We start from the raw sequence: 18,154 nt of genomic DNA, 5'->3' as shown, positions 1-18,154 counted from the left end.
CACGGGGTCTCCTGAACGTCGCTGCGGATCGCTGTTCGCGGATCGCGGTTCGCCCAGGCGCGCGGCAGTCGACGTACGGGGAGGCACGTACGCCGGGCCGCTCCCCGGTGGTGATCCACCCGAACGCCAGTCACGGCCCTGCTCCCACTGTAGTCGAACCGTCCACCGGCATATCCGGTGGATGACCGGGGCCCGGCCTGGGACGATCGAGACATGACGCGCACTTTCGACCATCTCGTGGCAGAGGCGGAATCCGTCTCCGTCGACGGCTGGGACTTCTCCTGGCTCGACGGCCGGGCCACGGAGCAGCGCCCCTCCTGGGGCTACCAGCGGATGCTGGCCGAGCGCCTGTCCCGGGTCCGCTCCGCCCTGGACATCCAGACCGGCGGCGGCGAGGTGCTCGCCGGGGCGGGGCCGCTGCCGCCGCTGACGGCGGCCACGGAGTCCTGGCCGCCGAACATCGAGAGGGCCACCCGGCTGCTGCACCCGCTGGGCGCCGTGGTCGTCGCGGCCGCCGACGAGCCGCCGCTGCCCTTCGGCGACAACGCCTTCGAGCTGGTGGCCAGCCGGCACCCGGTGACCATCTGGTGGGAGGAGATCGCCCGGGTGCTGACCCCGGGCGGCACCTACCTCTCGCAGCAGGTCGGCCCGGCCAGCGTCTTCGAGCTCGTCGAGTACTTCCTCGGCCCGCAGCCGGAGGAGGTCCGGCGCGCCCGCCATCCCGACGACGCGGAGGCCGACGCGCGGAAGGCGGGCCTGGAGGTGACCGACCTGCGCTCCGAGCGGCTGCGGACGGAGTTCCACGACATCGGAGCCGTGATCTACTTCTTGAGGAAGGTGATCTGGATGGTTCCCGGCTTCACGGTCGGGCATTACCGGGACCGGCTGCGCGAGCTCCACGAACGGATCGAGCGCGAGGGCCCGTTCGTCGCGCACACCTCCCGGTTCCTCATCGAGGCCCGCAAGCCGGACTGATGCGGGGGCGTGCGTACGGGGCGGATCCGCCGCCGCCGGGGCGCGGACGGATCCGCGCCGGATCGGTTGCCCGGCCACAGCGTGGCGCAGGTCACTCAATTCAGCGCGTAACGAATCGACTCGGGCATGCGATGAACCGACAGGTGTCCTCGCGCGGCCCCGGAATACAGCCCCCCTGGGGACTGTTTCCCGAGTCCGCGCGATGATTCCCGCCCACCCCTTATCTGTTCGCAACGAGAGGCTCCTTGTGTCGCTCAGCCCGTCCCGTACGTTCCCTCCGGAGATCGCCGAATCGGAGGCCCTCGTCGCGCTCGTCGAGCGCGGCCGCGAGCAGGGTCACATCAACGGTGACGACGTGCGCCAGGCCTTCGAGGCCGGCCGCATCCCGGTGGACCAGTGGAAGCGGGTCCTGCGCAGCCTGAACCAGGTCCTGGACGAAGAGGGCGTCGCCCTCCACGTCAGCGCCGCCCCCGCCACGAAGGCTCCTGCCAAGAAGCCCCGCAAGGCAGCCGCCGCCCCGGCCCGCACCGTGACGAAGAAGGCGGCCGCCGCGCCGCGCCCCATCGGCGCGCGCAAGGCCTCGGTCGCCGCCGCCCCGGCCGCCGCCGCGGCGATATCCGCTCCGTCGGCCGCCGCCCCGGAGGAGGTGCCGGCCGAGGCCGCCGCCGAGCCCAAGAAGCGCGCGGTCAAGAAGACCGCGGCCAAGAAGGCCACGGCCACCAAGAAGACCGCCGCGAAGAAGACCACCGCCAAGGACGCCGACGACGCCGAGACCCCGGTCGTCGAGGGTGAGGACTGGGCCGTCGAGGACCTCGCCGACGACACCGAGGAAGAGGCTCCCAAGGCCGGCGCCCAGGGCTTCGTGCTGTCCGACGAGGACGAGGACGACGCCCCGGCGCAGACCGTCATGGTGGCCGGCGCCACCGCCGACCCGGTCAAGGACTACCTCAAGCTCATCGGCAAGGTGCCGCTGCTCAACGCCGAGCAGGAGGTCGAGCTCGCCAAGCGCATCGAGGCGGGCCTGTTCTCCGAGTACAAGCTCGAAGAGGAGGAGGACCACAAGCCCGCGTTCAAGCGCGAGCTGGAGATCCTCGTCGAAGACGGCCGCCGCGCCAAGAACCACCTGCTGGAGGCCAACCTCCGCCTCGTGGTCTCGCTGGCCAAGCGCTACACGGGCCGCGGCATGCTCTTCCTGGACCTGATCCAGGAGGGCAACGTCGGCCTGATCCGCGCCGTGGAGAAGTTCGACTACACCAAGGGCTTCAAGTTCTCCACGTACGCGACCTGGTGGATCCGGCAGGCGATCACGCGTGCCATGGCCGACCAGTCCCGCACCATCCGCATCCCCGTGCACATGGTCGAGATCATCAACAAGCTCGCCCGCGTGCAGCGCCAGATGCTCCAGGACCTGGGCCGCGAGCCCACCCCGGAGGAGCTGGGCAAGGAGCTCGACATGACCCCGGAGAAGGTCATCGAGGTCCAGAAGTACGGCCGTGAGCCGATCTCCCTGCACACCCCGCTGGGTGAGGAGGGCGACAGCGAGTTCGGTGACCTCATCGAGGACTCCGAGGCGGTCGTGCCCGCGGACGCCGTGTCCTTCACCTTCCTCCAGGAGCAGCTCCAGTCGATCCTGGGCACGCTCTCGGAGCGCGAGGCGGGTGTGGTCTCCATGCGCTACGGCCTCAACGACGGCCAGCCGAAGACGCTGGACGAGATCGGCCGCGTGTACGGGGTGACCCGTGAGCGCATCCGCCAGATCGAGTCCAAGACGATGTCGAAGCTGCGCCACCCGTCGCGTTCGCAGGTGCTGCGCGACTACCTGGACTGATCCCCCGGGGACAGGCGAAAGCGGAGGCCCGCGCCGTTCGGCGCGGGCCTCCGCGTTTTCCTGGTGCGCCGCGGCGGTCAGGCGGCCGCGCGGCGCTTGCGGGCGGACATCAGGGCGTAGACCAGGACGCCCGCGAAGAGGAACAGGACGCCCTGGTAGACGGCCGCGTATCCGGATCCGGCGACCAGCCACATCGAGAAGGCGAAGGCCACGCCGGCGAGGACGCCGTCACGGACCAGCTGCCCGCGCCGGACCCGCTCCGACTGTCCCGAGGCCAGGAAGTACAGCTGGGCGGCGGTGGAGAGCAGGTAGGGGACGGTGGCCGTGAAGGTGGTGATCAGGACCAGTGCCTCGAAGACCGCCGCGGAGCCCGCGGTGTAGTTGTAGACGGTCAGGGCCGAGGCCAGGACGGCCGTGACGAGGACGCCGACCACGGGGACCCCGCGCTGCTTCTTCTCGAAGACCTTCGGGAAGAGGCCGTCCTTGGCCGCCGCGTACGGGGTCTGGGCGCTGAGCAGCGTCCAGCCGTTGAGGGCGCCGACCATGGAGATCACGGCGGCGCCGGCGACCAGCGTGCCGCCCCAGGTGCCGCCGAACATCGCGTTGACGGCGTCGGTGAAGGGGGCCTCGGAGGAGACCAGCTCGTCGTGGCCGACCAGGCCGAAGACGGCGAGGGTGCCGAGCAGGTAGACGGTGGCCGCGCCGATGGTGCCGAGGACGGTGGCCCGGCCGACGTTGCGGGCCGGGTCGCGGACCTCGCCGGCGCTGACGGCGGCGGACTCGACGCCGATGTAGCTGAAGAGCAGGATCGCGGCGGACGCGGAGACCGCCCCGACCGGGCTCTGGCCGGTGGCCTGGAACGGGCCGAGGTTGGCCGGGTCGAAGAAGAACAGGCCGCCGACCGCGACGACCAGCAGCGGGACCAGCTTCAGGATGGTCGCGACCACCTGGACCGCGCCCACGTACCGGGTGCCGGCCAGGTTGGAGAGGGCCGGCAGCCACTGGACGGCGAGGGCGGCCAGGCACATCGACCACTTGTGCTCCCCCACCGCCGGGAAGAGCACCGCGAGGTATCCGACGGACGCCACCGCGAGGGCGGCGTTCGAGACCCAGGCGGTCATCCAGTAGCTGTACGCGGCGAGGAAGCCCGCGAAGTCGCCGAAGGCGGCGCGTACGTAGACGTAGGGGCCGCCGGTCTGCGGGTGGCGCTGGGCGAGGCGGCCGAAGACCAGGGCGAGGGCGATCGCGCCGAGGGTCAGGACGGCGAAGGCCAGGAGGCTGATGGTGCCGAAGGGCGCGACCGAGGCCGGCAGCAGGAAGATCCCGCCGCCGATGACGTTGCCCATGACGAGGCAGATGGCGACGGGGAGGCCGAAGCGGCGGGTGTGGCGGTCGGCCGGAGCGGGTGCCTGTCCGGGTGTGACCGGCGTTCGGGTTCCGGCGGCCCCGGGGGCGGTGCTCTGCTCGGCGGGCGGGGCTGCGGTGCTGGTCATCAGGGGTGTGCCTCGGGATGTCTCACATGGTGGGCAGGTGAACACATGGTTGACCACCGGGATGCCCCCGCCAAATCACCGGGTTTCGTCCGGCGCCGCACCCGCTGCGGACGGAAAGGTTCCGTTCGCAGCGCCCTCCGGCCGGTGATCCTCCGGTGGATGATCGTCCGGCCGGTGATCGTTCGGCGGGTGCTCCTCCGGCCGGTGATTCTCCGGCGGGCGCTCCTCCGGCCGGTGATTCTCCGGCGGGTGCTCCTCCGGCCGGTGGTCGTCGGGCCGTGCCGGGAGGGGGACCTGGGGGCCGTCCGACTCGCGCAGCCAGCGGCGCAGGACCTCGTGCACGGCCTCGGCGCCCACCAGGTCCGGCCCGGGCGCCGACAGGTCCGTCGGCCACATCAGGAAGGGGCGCCCCTGCTCCCCGCCCAGGCCGCCGTGGGAGCCGATCTGCTCCTCGAAGGCGTGCACGGTCCCGGTCCGGGGGTCGTAGGCCGAGTTGACCATGATGTCGGCGACGTGCGGGAAGGAGTCCGTCCGGCGGACCGCGTCCGCCGCGCCCGGCCCGTACGCGGACAGCAGCTCCTGCGCCGCCCCCGGTACGTCGAGCCGCGCCGAGGTCCCGCCGGGGCCCAGCACCTCCCCGTCGACCAGCAGGAAGCCCACCCCCGGATGGTCGGCCAGGGTGCGCAGCAGGGCGGGGTGGGCCCGCTCGATCCACCGGCGGCCGGCCCGGCCCGGCAGGGCGGGGAAGGAGATCAGCCCGAGGTTGCCCGAGGCCAGCACCACCGGGTCGGGTCCCGGCCCGGGGCGGGCGTCTTCCCCGTCCTCCTCCACCGGCCGGTGCAGCGCCGCCAGCACCGCCGCCCTGGCCTCGGCCCCGCTGCGGGTGCGGCCGGCCCGGCGGGAGACGGGCAGCCCGCAGCCCGCCCGGACGAGGTCTTCCAGGGCGAGCCCGTAGCGGCCCAGGAAGGTCTCCCCCGGGCTCTGGCCGTGGTCCGACAGCAGGACGAAGCGGTACTCGCGCGGGGCGTGCTCGGCGACCCGGGCGATCAGCGCGAGGCTCCGGTCGAGCCGGGCCAGTACCCGGTCGGTGTCCCGGCCGTGCGGGCCGGAGTGGTGGGCGACCTCGTCGTAGGCCACCAGGTCCGCGTAGACGGCCGACCGGCCCGCGAGCAGGTCCCCGATCACCGCCGAGACCACCACGTCCCGTTCGACGACCGTCGCGAAGGCCCTGATCAGCGGGTAGAGCCCGCCGCGCGCCACGCGCGGGTGCTCGTCGCGCAGCCGTGAGCGCAGCGACTGGCCGATCTCCCGGCCCGCCTCGGCGACGAAGGACAGCGCGGTGCGGACGGCGTTGGCCGGGTCGGAGAAGTACGCGAAGTAGCCCGCCCGGGAGCGGTTGGCGCGGCCGCGCCGGGCGGCGACCGAGAGCACCAGCGCCAGCTGGTCGGCGCCCCCGCTGAACAGGTTGCCCCGGCTGGCTCCGTCCAGGGTGAGCAGTCCGCCGTCGCGGGTGCGTGCCACGGCCCGGCGCTGGAGCTCGGCCGCGCTGGTGGGCCGGTTGCAGACCATCACCTCGCCGGTGTCCTTCTCGTACCAGCGGAAGGCCGGCACGTCGAAGGTCGAGCCGTGCAGGATGCCGAGCTGGCTGGCGCCGGTCTGGCTGGACCAGTCGGTGCGCCAGGGCATGACCCGGTGGCTGTGCTCCAGCCAGCCGGCCACCGTGGGCATCAGCCCCTCGGCCGCCGCCCGGCGCAGCGTCCGGTAGCCGACCCCGTCGAGCTGGAGGAAGACCAGCCCGGGGCCGCCGCCGGGAGGCGGTCCGCCCCGGCGGCGGCGCCGGGCGGCCAGCCGGTAGAGCCGGCGCCGGTACGCCTCGTCGTCGCGCACCGCGAGGGCGGTGGAGGTGGCCGAGGCGACGGCGGACATCACGGCGGCGACGACCACGGCGGTCTCGGGGGCGGCGGCCGCCCCTCGGTCGTCGGGGATCAGGCTGAGGGCCATGAGCAGCAGGGAGCCGTTGAGGAAGAAGACGAGCAGTCCGAGCACCAGGGCGGGCACCAGCAGCAGGGCCCGTACGACGACCGGCCAGACCAGGGCGGTGAGCAGGCCGAAGGCGCCGGCGCCCCAGGCGGCGGTCAGTCCCACCCGGGTGACGCTGTCGCCGTCGGCGGACTGGAGGCGGAAGTCGGGCAGGAGCCCGGCGAGCACGAGCAGGGTGAGCGTGGACACCGCCCACACGAGGAGCACCCGCACCAGTGCGCCGCCCGCGGCCCGCCACCGCCCCCGCCACCGCCCCATGACGCACCCGCCTCGTGTCTCCCCCGGACCCCGTCCGGGGGTGCCCCGGTCCCGCGCCGCGCCCGCGGCCCCTTCGCCAGCGTCGCACAGGGCGGCGCGGGAGGGTCCCCGTCGCGGATGGCGCACGGGGGTACGGGGGGGGTGGGCCGGGGTCTCAGGTGCCGTCGTAGCCGGCGGTCGGCATGGACAGCCTGCGGTGCACCTCGGCCTTCATGGCGGAGGTGTAGCGGGGCTCGTCGAGTCCGGCCGTCTCCAGGCGGACGCCGCGCCGCGCGCACTCGGCGGTGAACTCCTCGACCGAGCGCAGCGCGCGGGCGAGGACCCTCCGGTTGGGGGCGACGAACAGGTCGACCTGGCCGGCGTCCACGTCGCTCCAGAGCCCGCAGTGGTCGGCCCGCAGCCCGTAGAAGAGCAGTTGCCGGGTGACCACGTAGCCCTGCTGCGCGGCCCAGCGCGCGCACATGGCGTGCTGGCTCCGGGTGTCCACGGCGAAGGGGTCGGCATCGAGGTCTTCGAGCGGGGCCAGGCTGGCGATCGCGGCCACGCGCAGCGCATCCATGGCGCCCGACCCTACTCCGATCCGGGCCCGGGGAGGAGGGGGCGGTCCAGTTCCGCTTCCAGGCGAATCCGGCGGGGAATGCCCACGGGACAGCCCTTAGGCTCTAGATGTCCGGGGAAGGGGTGCGCGGTGCCGGTGGAGATCACCTGGTGGGGGCATGCCACGTGCACGGTGCGGGACTCGGGGGTGCGGGTGCTGACGGATCCGCTGTTCGTGCGGCGGCTGGCCCATCTGCGGCGCCGTCGCGGGGCGTTGCCGCCGCCGGAGGCCGCCGAGGCGGACGCGGTGCTGGTGTCGCACCTGCACGCCGACCACCTGCACCTGCCGTCGCTGGCCCGGCTGGCTCCCGGCACCCGCCTGGTCGTGCCGCGCGGGGCCCGCCGGGCGGTGCCGGGGCTGGCGCGGCTGGAGCGGGTGCGGGGCCTGGTGGTGACGGAGGTCGTCGCCGGCGAGGAGGTCCGCGTCGGGGAGGGCGTACGGGTGCGGGCGGTGAGCGCCCGGCACGACGGGCGGCGGGTGCCGTTCGGGCCGCAACGGGTGCGGGCGCTGGGGTACGTGGTCCAGGGCGCGGCCCGGACGTACTTCGCCGGGGACACCGGGCTGTTCGACACCATGGCCGAGGAGACCGGGCCGGTGGACGTGGCCCTGCTGCCGGTGGGCGGCTGGGGGCCGTACCTGGGGCCCGGGCACCTGGACGCGGAGGGGGCGGCCCGGGCGGTGGCGCGGCTGGCGCCGCTGGCGGCGGTGCCGGTGCACTACGGGACGTACTGGCCGATCGGCATGGACGCGGTGCGGCCGCACGAGTTCCATGCGCCGGGCGAGGAGTTCGCCCGGCTGGCGGGGGTGCTCGCGCCGAAGGTGGCGGTACGGGTCCCGGCGCATGGGGAACGGGTGCGGCTGCCGTGACGGGGTGGCTGCAGGGGGCGGCGGAGGTGGCCGGGCGGGTGCCGCCGGAGACCACCCAGCGGGCGGTGGGCTACCCGGCGTTGTTCGTGCTGGTGGCGCTGGGGGCACTGGTGCCGGTGATCCCGACGGGCGCGCTGGTGAGTTCGGCGGCGGTGGTGGCGTTCCATCAGCGGACGCTGCCGCTGGGGGTGTTGGTGGTGTGCGGGGTGGCGGCGCTGGCGGCCTTCGCCGGGGACGTCGCCCTGTACTGGCTGGGGCGGCGGGGGGTGCGTTCGCGGGGCGGCTCGCGGATGCTGGAGTCCCTGCGCCGGCGGGCCGCGCCGGAGCGGCTGGAGCGGGCGCGGGTGGGGCTGGAGGAGCACGGGGTGCTGGTCCTGGTGCTGTCGCGGCTGGTTCCGGCGGGCCGGATCCCGGTGATGCTGGCCTGCCTGCTGGGCGGGCTGCCGCTGCGCCGGTTCGCCCGGGGGGACGCGCCCGCCTGCCTGGCCTGGGCGGCGACGTACGGGGTGATCGGGATCCTGGGCGGCTCGCTGTTCTCCGAGCCGTGGAAGGGCGTGGCCGCGGCGGTGGCCCTGACGGTACTGATCAGCGCGGGGCCGGGGGTGTGGCGGCGGCTGGGGGGTGGACGGGGGCGGGAGGGGTAGGCTCGCCCCCTCCGGGACGACAGGGGTGACGACCGATGACGGATCAACTCCGCGGCGGGGCCGGGCCGGTCGAGCCGGCCGCTCGCCGCGAGGCCGTGGGGGGCCGGGCTGTGGGGGGCGGGGCCGTGGGGGGCGGGGGCGCCGAGTCCGTCTGGGAGACGGTCCACGCCCTCGCCGCCCGTTTCGAGGCGGCGGCCGCGGAGCGGGGGGTGGTGCCGCCGCAGAGCCATGTCATTCAAGTGCTGAAGATCGGCGAGGAGTTCGGCGAGGCCGCGCAGGCGGTGATCGGGGCGACCGGGTCGAACCCGCGGAAGGGGCGGTCGCACAGCTGGGAGGACGTGCACGACGAGGTGTGCGACGTGATCATCACCGGGATGGTGGCGCTGGCACGGATGCGGCCGGACGCGGCGGCCTACTTCGCGAGCCAACTCGCCCTGAAGGCGGGCCGCTTCCTCCCGGGGCCGGCCCCGGTCCCCGACGGCGAGTCCTGACCCCGGCCGGGGTTGCCGCTGCGCGGAGCCGTCTCCCCGCCCCGCCCTTCCTCCGTTCCCCGGGGCTCCGCCCCGGACCCCGCGCCTCAAGCGCCGGCGGGGCTGAAACGACCTGGGGCTCCGCCCCCAGCGCCTCAAGCGCCGGCGAGGCTGGATTTGGCGCGGCTGATCCGTCGCCCGCGTCTACACCCGCGGCATCGCGGCGATTGAGCGCACCGGGCGCGCAGCGCACGGTTTCGGGGTCCGGGGCGGAGCCCGGGACCCTTCAGCCTCGCCGGCGATCGAGGCGCGGGGGCAGGGGCAGCGCCCATGGGAACGGAGGAAGGGCGGGTGGGCGCCCTCGCCCCCGTGCGCGGTGCTCAGCCCAGGGGCGGGGTTCGGGTGGTCCAGGGGCGGGCGGATTCCAGTTGGGCGGCGACGCTCAGGAGGGTCGGTTCGTCGTGCGGCCGTCCGACCAGCTGGACGGCGAGCGGCAGGCCGTCCGTCCCGAAGCCCGCCGGGAGGGAGGCGGCCGGGTGCCCCGTTATGTTCCACAGCGCGGTGTACGCGACCATCGGCCGCGACCGCAGCAGCGCCCCCGCCAGCCCCACCCCGTCCAGGGCGCCGACCGCCCTCGGCCGGGCGGCGAGGGTCGGGGTGAGCAGCAGGTCCGCCCCGGCGAAGACCCGTTCGGCCCGTACCGCCAGCCGCTCTCCCGCCCGTACGGCCCGTTCCACGGCGGCCTCCGGGACCAGCCGGGCCATCCGCAGGGTCTGCCGGGTGCGGCGCTCCAGGAGCTCCGGGCGCTCCACGGCCGCCGCCTCCGTCCGCACGCCCCCGCAGAACTGCGGCAGGAACGCCGCCGTGGCGTCGGGGTAGCGCGGGGTCACCTCCCGTACGTCGTGCCCGAGTTCGCGCAGCAGCTCCGCGGTCCGCCGCAGGGCGGCCACGTGCTCGGGGTGGGGGCGCACGCCGGGCACGGCGGACTTGGCCGACCAGGCGATGCGCAGCCGGCCCGGCTCGGTGGAGGCCGCCCGGACGAAGGTGGTGGCGGTGGGGCGGGCCGCCCAGCGGTCGCCCTCCGCCGGTCCGCCGAGCACGTCGTAGAGCAGGGCGCTGTCCCGCACGCTGCGGGTGAGCGGGCCGATGGTGCCGAGGGCGTGCCAGAGGTGGGGCTGCGGGGTGGTGGGGACGCGGCCGCGCTGCGGTTTGAGGCCGAACAGGCCGCAGCAGGCGGCGGGGATGCGGATGGACCCGCCGCCGTCGCCGCCGAGCGCGGCGCCGACCAGGCCGGCCGCGACGGCGGCGGCGCTGCCGCCGCTGGACCCGCCGGGGGTGCGGGAGGTGTCCCAGGGGTTGCGGGTGCGTCCGTGGGCGGCGGACTCGGTGAACGGCCACTGCCCGAACTCCGGCATCGCGGTCTTGCCGACGACCACCGCGCCGGCCGCCCTCAGCCGCCGCACCGCCTCGCTGTCGCGGGCGGCCGGGGTCCGGTTGGCGGCTCCGCCGAAGGTGGTGACCTCCCCTTCCACGTCCAGCTCGTCCTTGACCGCGACGGGCACGCCCAGCAGGGGCAGTTCCGCCCCGGCCGCCAGGGCCGCGTCGCGGGCGTCCGCTTCGGCGAGGACCTGCTCCCGGGCCCGTACCACGCGGAACGCACCGAGCTGTGGGTCGAGCGCCTCTATCCGGCGCAGCGAGGCCTCCGCGAGGGCCCGCGCGGTCACCTTCCCCGCCCTTACCAGCTCCGCCTGCCGGGCCGCGCCCAGGAACAGCAGCTCACCGTCGTCCACGTGCGTACGCGCCTTCCTCCACGGGGATGTTCCGTGGTGGCACGCTATGCCAGGCCGGGCGATCTACGACAGGGGCATGTCAGCCGGACCGGACCTGGCCACCTCCCAACTGCGCCGCGTACGGCGGTCCGTCAGGGTCACCCGGCACGGGGGCGGGGCGGTCGTCCGCAGGTCCGTGCCGAGGTCCATGAGAGTCGGTCCTACGGGGCCTCCCGCGCGGCCGAAGGGTGCCGGCCCGGCGCCCCGGTGTCCGCGCCGAGGGTGCGGGAGGCTCCGAGGGTGCGGGAGGCTCCGAGGGTGCGGGAGGCTCCGACGGGCAGGTCCCAGAGGTCCTCGCGGGGGAGCCCGGCGCGGGCCCAGGCGGCCCGGACGCGGTGCAGGGGTTCCATGACCGGTTCCGCGGAGAGGACGAAGGCGGCCCAGTGCATCGGCGCCATGCGGCGGGCGCCGAGGTCGAGGAAGGCCCGCACGGCCTCCTCCGGGTCGGTGTGCACGTCGCGCAGCCACCAGCGCGGGGCGTAGGCGCCGATGGGCAGGAGCGCGAGGTCGATGGCGGGGTGGCGGGCGCCGATCTCGCGGAACCAGTGGCCGTAGCCGGTGTCACCCGCGAAGTACACCGTGCGGCCGCCGCCGGTGCGGGCCGTGGCGGCCGTGCGGTCGGTGAGCACCCAGCCGCCCCACAGGGTGCGGCAGGTGTCGAGCAGGGAGCGCTTGGACCAGTGGTGCGCGGGGACGAACTCGAAGCGTACGCCGCCCAGTTCGGCGGACTCCCACCAGTCCAGCTCGGTCACCTGGCGGAAGCCGCGGCGGCGGCACCAGCGGGCGAGTCCGGCGGGCACGAACAGGGCGGTGTCGCGGGGGAGCCGTTTCAGGGTGGGGGCGTCGAGGTGGTCGTAGTGGTTGTGGCTGATCACCACGGCGTCCACGGGCGGCAGTTCCTCCCAGCGCACCCCCGGGGGCGTCATCCGCGCCGGGGTGCCGAGGATCCGCCGGGACCAGACGGGGTCGGTGAGCACCGTCAGCCCGCCGGTCCGCACCACCCAGGAGGCGTGCCCGGCCCAGGTCACGCAGACCTCGCCGGGCCCCACGGCGGGCAGCGGGGCGGGCCGGTAGGGCAGGTCGGGAATCCCCCGCAGCCCCTCGGGCCCCGGCTGGAAGGCCCCTTCCCGCGCCAGCCGCGCGAACGCCCGCACCCCGGGCAGCGGCGTGGTCAGCCGGTCCGCGAACGACCCCGGCCAGACCCGCACCTCCCCGAGGGGCCGCGGACCGGAACGCGGCCCGCCGGGCCGCACCGCGGGGGCCGCCCCGGGCGGCAGCGCGCCGGCGGGGGCAGGGCACGCGGGCGGGGCCGGCGGCGCGGCCCGCAGGTTCGGGGCCCGCAGGTTCGGGGCCCGGTGGCCGGTGCCCGGGGGTCCGGCAGGCTCGGGCCGGTGCTCGGGCCGGCACTCGGGAGGGTGCGCGTCGGACGGGGACGGGTGTGCGGGTGCCGGTGCGGGTGGGGTGGCGGCGTTGGTCAGTGGGGGCTGCGGGTGGTCCCTCATCTGGCGGTCTCCGTTCAGCGGCGGCCGGGCGGGCGGGCGCCGGCGTCAGTCGGCCAGCCCGGCCAGGACCGAGCCGAGCAGGTCGAGGGCGCCGCGGACGTGCGGCAGCTCCAGCGGTTCGCGGGAGCCGAGTGCGACGAGCCGTTCCTCCGGGGTGGCGCCCAGCAGCGGTCCGGTCGACAGCCGGACGCGGAGCGCGCCCAGTTCGTCCGCGAACCGCTGCCCGCCGGGCGTCGGGGAGCCCAGCCGCGCGCCGAGCCAGTCCTCCAGCTCCATCGCGTCGCCCACCCCGTGCCGGGCGAGGCCCGCGCGCAGCGGGGTAAGGTCCGCGTACAGGTGGCGCCCGGCCTGCGGGGGCCGGGCGAGGGCCCCGACGGCCAGCAGCTCCCGGTGCACGGCCGCCGCCACCACGCCGTGCAGGGCCGCCGCCGCGTAGGCCCGACCGGCGACGGCGTCCGGCTCCTCCAGCGCGTGCGCGGCGGCCACCGCGACCGGGCCGGCCGGCAGTGCGCCGGTGGCGGTGAGGATGTCGAGGGTGCGGGCGCGCAGCCAGGTGCCGCGCGGGGTGGCGGGGAAGCGGGCCACGGCGGCGGGCCAGCCGCCCGGCAGCAGGGCGCCCGACAGGTCGATCAGGACGGCGGCCGTGTCCGGCAGCATCTCGGCGGGGCTCAGGACGAGCGTGTCGTGCGGCCGGTGGACGGTGTCGCGCCAGCTCTCGTCGCTCACCACGAACAGCCCGGCGGTCTCGGCCGCCTCGCAGGCCTCGCGCAGCATCTCGGGCGGCGGCACGGTGCCCGTCGGGTCGTCGGCCACCGACAGCAGCAGCACGCGCGGGTCACCGCCCTCGGCGCGCACCCGCCGTACGGTCTCCAGCAGGGCGTACGGGTCCGGTACGCCGCCGCACTCGGCGGGGGTGGGCACGTGGTAGGCCCGCCGTCCCAGCAGCCGGACCTGCGGGGTCCACCAGGCGGGACAGGGGCGGGGCAGCATCACGTCGCCGCCGTACGCGCCGAGCAGCGCGAGCAGCAGGGCGGGCGCGCCCGGCCCGGCGGCCACGTACTCCGGCTCGGTGGCGAGGCCGCGCCGCGCCCAGTGCCGGCAGGCGGCCTCCCGTACGGGCTCCCCGCCGCCCGGGGGTTCGGGGGCGGCCCGGTCCGCCGCCCCGGCCAGGACGGCCTGCAGCTCCGGCAGGACCGGCAGCCCCGGCTCGGGGGCCGGCGGCCCGTACCTGACCGGCCCGCGCCCCTCCGGCGCCAGGCGCCACACCCCGGCCCCGGCCGGCCCTTGCGTCGTCCCCTCGGCCATCCCCGCCACGTGCCCGCCTTCCCGCTGCCTGCTTCCCGCTGCCCACTGCCAGGTGCCGGGTGCCCGCTGCGCCGTCGGCCGGCGCCGCGGCCGCCGATCGAGGCGCCTGCGGAAGCGCCCTCGGGACGCACCCCTCGGAACGCACCCTTAAGACGTGCCCTTTATACGATTATTTCCGCCATAATGCCCGCTACCCGGCCGCGCGCGTGGTCCGTGCCCGGGTCACGCCAGGCCCGTCATCCGCGCCGCCCCAGCAGTGCCAGGAGCCTGGTCTGGGCGTCCGCCCCGGCCGGCACCTCCAGCGGCGCGTCGAACATCCCGCTCGCGGCGAGCCCGTCGGCGTACGGCATGACCTCCTTGAGGGAGAACTCGACGAGCCCGGCCGGCAGCCGGTCGTCCGCGCCGATGGCCCGTGAGAGGTCCCAGGCGTGGACGACGCAGTCGGCGGTCAGCTCCGCGCAGTACGCCGCCCCGCGCGTCGGCCCGTACGAGAGCCCGACCGTCCGCTCCAGGGCCCCGGGCGCGGCGAAGGCCGCCAGCCCGGCGGCCGCGGCCCGCTCCCACGCCCCCGCCGGGTCCCGGCCGAGCAGGTCGCCGGACAGCTCGTCCCCGACCTCCGCCACCGTCCGCCCCTCCGTGACCAGCGGCACGATCCAGAGCTGCTCGCCGGTGACGTGGTTCACCAGGTCCCGCACGGTCCACTCGGCGCACGGGGTCGGCGCGTCCCACTGGTCGTCCGCGACGGCCCGCACCCGCTCGCCGAAGAGCCGCAGCGCGGCGGCGTGCTGCTCCGGCAGGGTCTGCGGCATCGTCCTCACCGTCCTCGGCGTCCCCCTGCGGCCCACTGTCCTCGTCCCCCCACCGCCCTGCCACTGCCCCGCCGTCGACCCGGCCAATCCCCTTGGCACGCCCGGATGCTGTCCACATGTCAAAACGCAGATCTCAGATGACGGTCGGATCCCCTACGGTGATCACAGCACTTCGACAACGAGGAGGAGCCCGCCATGAACGAGGTCCAGGCGCACGAGACGGCCGTCTACACGCACGGCCACCACGAGTCGGTCCTGCGTTCGCACCGCTGGCGCACCGCCGCCAACTCGGCCGCCTACCTGGTCGGCGAGCTGCGGCCGGGCATGCGGGTGCTGGACGTGGGCTGCGGGCCGGGCACCATCACCGCGGACCTGGCGGAACTGGTGGCCCCCGGCGGGCGGGTCACGGCGGTCGACGCGGCGGCGGACGTCCTGGAGGCGGCGGGCGCGTACGCGGCGGAGCGGGGGCTGGCGGGGACGGTGGACTTCGCGGTGGCGGACGTCCACGCGCTGGAGTTCCCGGACGACACCTTCGACGTGGTCCACGCCCACCAGGTGCTGCAGCACGTGGGCGACCCGGTACGGGCCCTGCGGGAGATGCGGCGGGTGTGCCGGCCGGGCGGGATCGTGGCCGTCCGTGACGCCGACTACGCGGCGATGACCTGGTACCCGGCGACGCCGGGGCTGGAGGAGTGGCTGGAGCTGTACCGCCGGGTGGCCCGCGCCAACGGCGGCGAGCCGGACGCCGGACGGCGGCTGCTGTCGTGGGCCCGGGCTGCGGGCTTCACGGAGGTACGGGCGTCGGCGACGGCTTGGTGCTATGCGACGCCGGAGGAGGTGGCGTGGTGGTCCGAGCTGTGGGCGGACCGGACGACCGCGTCGTCGTACGCGCAGGCGGCCGTGGGCGGCGGACACGCGACGGACGCCGCCCTGGAGCGGATCGCCGCCGCCTGGCGCACCTGGGGCGACGCCCCCGACGCCTGGTTCTCGGTCCTGAACGGCGAACTGCTGTGCCGGGCATAACCCCCGCGACCAACCGCCCGCCGCGGCCGCCCCGCCCCGCCGCCGCGTAGGGCACGGATGCCCGACGGCGCAGCCCAGCGGGCCGGGGGCGCAGCCCGCGGCGGGTCTGGGGCGCAGCCCCGGGGGGTCTGGGGCGCAGCCCCGGGGGGTCTGGGGCGCAGCCCCGGGGGGTCTGGGGCGCAGCCCCGGGGGGTCTGGGGCGCAGCCCCGGGGGGTCTGGGGCGCAGCCCCGGGGGGTCTGGGGCGCAGCCCCGGGGGGTCTGGGGCGCAGCCCCGGGGGGTCTGGGGCGCAGCCCCGGGGGGTCTGGGGGCTGCGCCCCCGGAGAAGGGGTGAAGGGCGGGGCGGGGAGGTGGCCCCGCGCAGCGGGCCCCCGGGACTACTTCGGCGGCCGCATGCGGAAGTCGTACGGCGCCGGCAGCGGCGCCGCCGAGACCGTCGACCAGACCTCCGCCAGCGTCTCCTCCCCCTCCCGGAGGTCCGCCGGCTCGAAGCCGTCCTCGAACACCCGCCGGGCCGCCCCCACGTGCCCCTCCGCCGCGAGCAGCCGCGCGGCCAGCAGCCGGAAGCGCCCCTGTTCCCGCAGGGCCGGCCGCAGCCGCTCCCACACCGCCCGCGCCCCGGCCGGCCGGCCCGCCGCCAGCAGGGCGGTCATGGCCTCCCGGCCGAGCGCGGACTCCGCCGCCGTCCACGCCTCGCCGCCCCGGCTCTCCGCCGCCAGGTCCTCGAACGCCTCCGCGTACCGGTCGGCCGACCGGTCCGGATCACCGGCCAGCGCGTCCGCCACCGCCAGGCACCTCAGCAGCGGCCACCGCGACGGCGCCAGCGCCAGCCCGCGCTCCCAGCTGCGTACGGCCTGGGCCGTGTCCCCCGCGTGCCACTGGGCCACGCCCAGGTGGTACTCGGTCAGCGGGTCCGCCGGGGCGGTCTCCAGCATGTCCCGCCAGTGCGCGGCGACCAGGCTCGGCCCCGGCGGGACCACCCGCCGCGGCGTCGGGTGCACACCGGTCCGCCACAGCGCCAGCCAGGGTTCCTGCGCCTCCTCCAGGACGGCCTCGGGGAACGGCGTGCCCGGCAGGGCGAAGCCCCCGCGCAGCACCTCCAGCGCGCCCCAGCCCGAGCCGCGCGCCAGCCACTCCCCCGGCCCGCCGTCCGGCTCGGCGTCGGCGGAGGTGCGCCGCCACGCCTCGTGGGCCGCGTCCAGGGTGCCGGGCGGGAGCGCCGCGTCCAGCGCCGCCCCGGCCGCGGCGCGCGCCGCCGCCCAGTCGGCCCCGTGCACCGCCGCCGGGTCCGCGGACAGCGGCCCGTACGCCTCCAGCCAGCTGAACTCCGCCCCGGCGTCCAGCCGTACGTGTTCCAGCTGGGTCCGGGCGAGCCCCGCCTGGATCTCCGCGTAGCCGCCGGTGCCGGGCTCCGTCAGCCACTCCTGCCAGCGCCGGCCGCCCGGCCCCGCACCCCACACGAACAGCTTGCGCCCGCGCAGCAGCCCCGTGGAGGCCTGCGCCAGGCCGTGCCCTTCGGCGTCGAGGGCGGCGATCCAGGGGCGGCCGGCGGCCGCGGGCTCGACCTCGTAGAAGAAGTCGGCGGGGTAGGTGCTGTCCAGCGGGTAGGTGCGGTCCGCGTCCTCCCACCTGGGTACGGGGATCCGGCGCAGCGCCCGCTCGTACCCGAAGTGCCAGGCCTCCTCGGCGGGGGCGAGGACCCGCGTGCCGGAGTTCTCGGGGACGGCGGTGTTGGACCACCAGTAGACGGCGGCGGGCCGTTCGTGCGGGTTGCGTACACGGACCCCGACGTACAGGAAGTCCGAGTCCTCCGGCAGCCACAGGTCCACCTGGAACGGCAGGTCGCGCAGCCGCTCCCACTCCCACAGCCGCACCATCACCCCGCCGTCGGGCGCGGGGACGAGCGCGGCGTGCAACGGGGCGCAGGACAGGGCGGTGTGGCCGGTGGCGCCGATGTTCCACTCGATGCCGCCGGAGAACCAGGCGCCGTTGAGGGCGAAGTTCGCGGGCTGGAACACCGGGTTGCGGTAGAGGAGTTCGCGGCCGGTGGGGAGGTGGACGAGGGAGTGGATCCGCCCGCCGAGGCCGGGCAGTACGGTGGCGCGCAGCCGTCCGTTGTCGATGACGACGGCCTCGAACTCCCGCTCCTCGCGCTGCCGTCCGTAGCCGTCGCGGATCCGGACGGGCAGCAGGGAGCGCAGCGGCTCGTACCCGATCTGACGGGCCATGTCGCGCGGCAGCCCTTCGCGTGCGCGCTCGTCCAGGTCGTGCACGCCGTCGGGGGCGCGGAGGGCGGGCAGGGGGTTGTCGGGGCCCAGGGGGGCGGCGGGAAGGGTCAGCGGGACACGTCGGACGGTGGTGGCCATGGGGGAATGGAACACGCCACTGGGGTCGGTGCACAGGGGTTCCGCGCATCACCACCGGTCAGGATTACGCAAAGGGCCGCGGAAGCAGCGGAGCTGGGGGGGAGGTCGCACGAACGTCCGGGTGCGGGTGCGGGACCGCTACGCGGC

The 18,154-nt window shown here is 76.0% G+C and carries 14 protein-coding genes and 1 riboswitch; of the genes, 6 read left to right on the top strand and 8 right to left on the bottom strand.

Features of this window, described 5'->3' with window-relative positions; translation table 11 throughout:
• Positions 1-44 precede the first annotated feature (44 nt).
• A riboswitch (ZMP/ZTP riboswitch) is annotated at positions 45-144 on the bottom strand.
• Positions 145-213: 69 nt separating this feature from the next.
• On the top strand, positions 214-975 hold the full coding sequence (locus tag BX286_RS29560; protein ID WP_079430572.1) for a methyltransferase domain-containing protein: 762 nt from the start codon (positions 214-216) through the stop codon (positions 973-975).
• Between the two features lie 247 nt (positions 976-1,222).
• Positions 1,223-2,803, top strand: coding sequence for an RNA polymerase sigma factor (locus tag BX286_RS29555; RefSeq protein ID WP_185117154.1), 1,581 nt, complete (start codon positions 1,223-1,225; stop codon positions 2,801-2,803).
• A gap of 77 nt (positions 2,804-2,880) precedes the next feature.
• On the opposite strand, the gene BX286_RS29550 is transcribed toward BX286_RS29555, so the two are convergent.
• The 3 genes from BX286_RS29550 to BX286_RS29540 form a co-directional block, all read right to left on the bottom strand.
• Complete coding sequence (locus BX286_RS29550) at positions 2,881-4,296, bottom strand: amino acid permease (RefSeq protein WP_079430570.1); 1,416 nt, start codon at positions 4,294-4,296, stop codon at positions 2,881-2,883.
• Positions 4,297-4,371: 75 nt separating this feature from the next.
• Positions 4,372-6,594 (bottom strand): phage holin family protein, encoded by a 2,223-nt coding sequence (locus BX286_RS29545; RefSeq protein WP_261993544.1) that lies wholly within the window; start codon positions 6,592-6,594, stop codon positions 4,372-4,374.
• A gap of 154 nt (positions 6,595-6,748) precedes the next feature.
• Positions 6,749-7,153, bottom strand: coding sequence for a hypothetical protein (locus tag BX286_RS29540; protein ID WP_079430568.1), 405 nt, complete (start codon positions 7,151-7,153; stop codon positions 6,749-6,751).
• Positions 7,154-7,282: 129 nt separating this feature from the next.
• Here BX286_RS29540 and BX286_RS29535 point away from each other — a divergent pair, with 129 nt between their 5' ends.
• From BX286_RS29535 to BX286_RS37930, 3 genes are read left to right on the top strand one after another with little or no spacing between them, the layout of a single operon-like run.
• Positions 7,283-8,059: an MBL fold metallo-hydrolase gene (locus BX286_RS29535; protein WP_079430567.1), complete on the top strand. Its 777-nt coding sequence runs from the start codon at positions 7,283-7,285 to the stop codon at positions 8,057-8,059.
• Positions 8,056-8,703: a DedA family protein gene (locus BX286_RS29530; protein ID WP_121016805.1), complete on the top strand. Its 648-nt coding sequence runs from the start codon at positions 8,056-8,058 to the stop codon at positions 8,701-8,703. Before BX286_RS29535 ends, BX286_RS29530 begins: the two co-directional genes overlap by 4 nt.
• Positions 8,704-8,738: 35 nt before the next feature.
• Complete coding sequence (locus tag BX286_RS37930) at positions 8,739-9,194, top strand: MazG-like family protein (RefSeq protein WP_315974770.1); 456 nt, start codon at positions 8,739-8,741, stop codon at positions 9,192-9,194.
• A 359-nt stretch (positions 9,195-9,553) separates the two neighbouring features.
• Here the strand turns inward: BX286_RS37930 and BX286_RS29520 are convergent, their stop codons facing one another.
• The 4 genes from BX286_RS29520 to BX286_RS29505 form a co-directional block, all read right to left on the bottom strand.
• Positions 9,554-10,963, bottom strand: a complete 1,410-nt coding sequence (locus BX286_RS29520; RefSeq protein WP_121016804.1) for an amidase — start codon at positions 10,961-10,963, stop codon at positions 9,554-9,556.
• Positions 10,964-11,163: 200 nt separating this feature from the next.
• Positions 11,164-12,504 carry an MBL fold metallo-hydrolase gene (locus BX286_RS29515; RefSeq protein ID WP_121016802.1) on the bottom strand — a complete coding sequence of 447 codons (1,341 nt, stop codon included), beginning with the start codon at positions 12,502-12,504 and terminating at the stop codon, positions 11,164-11,166.
• Between the two features lie 45 nt (positions 12,505-12,549).
• On the bottom strand, positions 12,550-13,809 hold the full coding sequence (locus BX286_RS29510) for an aminotransferase class I/II-fold pyridoxal phosphate-dependent enzyme (RefSeq protein WP_107502370.1): 1,260 nt from the start codon (positions 13,807-13,809) through the stop codon (positions 12,550-12,552).
• Positions 13,810-14,045: 236 nt separating this feature from the next.
• Positions 14,046-14,618, bottom strand: a complete 573-nt coding sequence (locus BX286_RS29505; protein WP_121016800.1) for a TIGR03086 family metal-binding protein — start codon at positions 14,616-14,618, stop codon at positions 14,046-14,048.
• 195 nt (positions 14,619-14,813) lie between these two features.
• Between BX286_RS29505 and BX286_RS29500 the strand changes: the two genes are divergently transcribed.
• Positions 14,814-15,641 (top strand): methyltransferase domain-containing protein, encoded by an 828-nt coding sequence (locus tag BX286_RS29500; protein WP_121016797.1) that lies wholly within the window; start codon positions 14,814-14,816, stop codon positions 15,639-15,641.
• Positions 15,642-16,018: 377 nt separating this feature from the next.
• Here the strand turns inward: BX286_RS29500 and BX286_RS29495 are convergent, their stop codons facing one another.
• A complete protein-coding gene (locus tag BX286_RS29495; RefSeq protein WP_079432034.1) occupies positions 16,019-18,007 on the bottom strand; it encodes a DUF5107 domain-containing protein in 1,989 nt (662 codons plus the stop codon).
• Between the last annotated feature and the right edge of the window lie 147 nt (positions 18,008-18,154).

The sequence above is a fragment of the Streptomyces sp. 3211.6 genome (assembly GCF_003634815.1).
GTDB classification, from domain to species: Bacteria; Actinomycetota; Actinomycetes; order Streptomycetales; family Streptomycetaceae; genus Streptomyces; species Streptomyces katrae_A.
Note: the sequence above shows the minus strand (reverse complement) of the source record. Positions and strands in the feature narration are given on the sequence as shown.

Excerpts from the sequence above, each read along its gene's own strand:
- BX286_RS29510 (WP_107502370.1), bottom strand. The coding sequence starts at position 13,809 with ATGGCCGAGGGGACGACGCAAGGGCCGGCCGGGGCCGGGGTGTGGCGC.
- BX286_RS29550 (WP_079430570.1), bottom strand. The coding sequence starts at position 4,296 with ATGACCAGCACCGCAGCCCCGCCCGCCGAGCAGAGCACCGCCCCCGGG.
- BX286_RS29495 (WP_079432034.1), bottom strand. The coding sequence starts at position 18,007 with ATGGCCACCACCGTCCGACGTGTCCCGCTGACCCTTCCCGCCGCCCCC.
- BX286_RS29545 (WP_261993544.1), bottom strand. The coding sequence starts at position 6,594 with ATGGGGCGGTGGCGGGGGCGGTGGCGGGCCGCGGGCGGCGCACTGGTG.
- BX286_RS29540 (WP_079430568.1), bottom strand. The coding sequence starts at position 7,153 with ATGGATGCGCTGCGCGTGGCCGCGATCGCCAGCCTGGCCCCGCTCGAA.
- BX286_RS29560 (WP_079430572.1), top strand. The coding sequence starts at position 214 with ATGACGCGCACTTTCGACCATCTCGTGGCAGAGGCGGAATCCGTCTCC.
- BX286_RS29505 (WP_121016800.1), bottom strand. The coding sequence starts at position 14,618 with ATGCCGCAGACCCTGCCGGAGCAGCACGCCGCCGCGCTGCGGCTCTTC.
- BX286_RS37930 (WP_315974770.1), top strand. The coding sequence starts at position 8,739 with ATGACGGATCAACTCCGCGGCGGGGCCGGGCCGGTCGAGCCGGCCGCT.
- BX286_RS29500 (WP_121016797.1), top strand. The coding sequence starts at position 14,814 with ATGAACGAGGTCCAGGCGCACGAGACGGCCGTCTACACGCACGGCCAC.
- BX286_RS29515 (WP_121016802.1), bottom strand. The coding sequence starts at position 12,504 with ATGAGGGACCACCCGCAGCCCCCACTGACCAACGCCGCCACCCCACCC.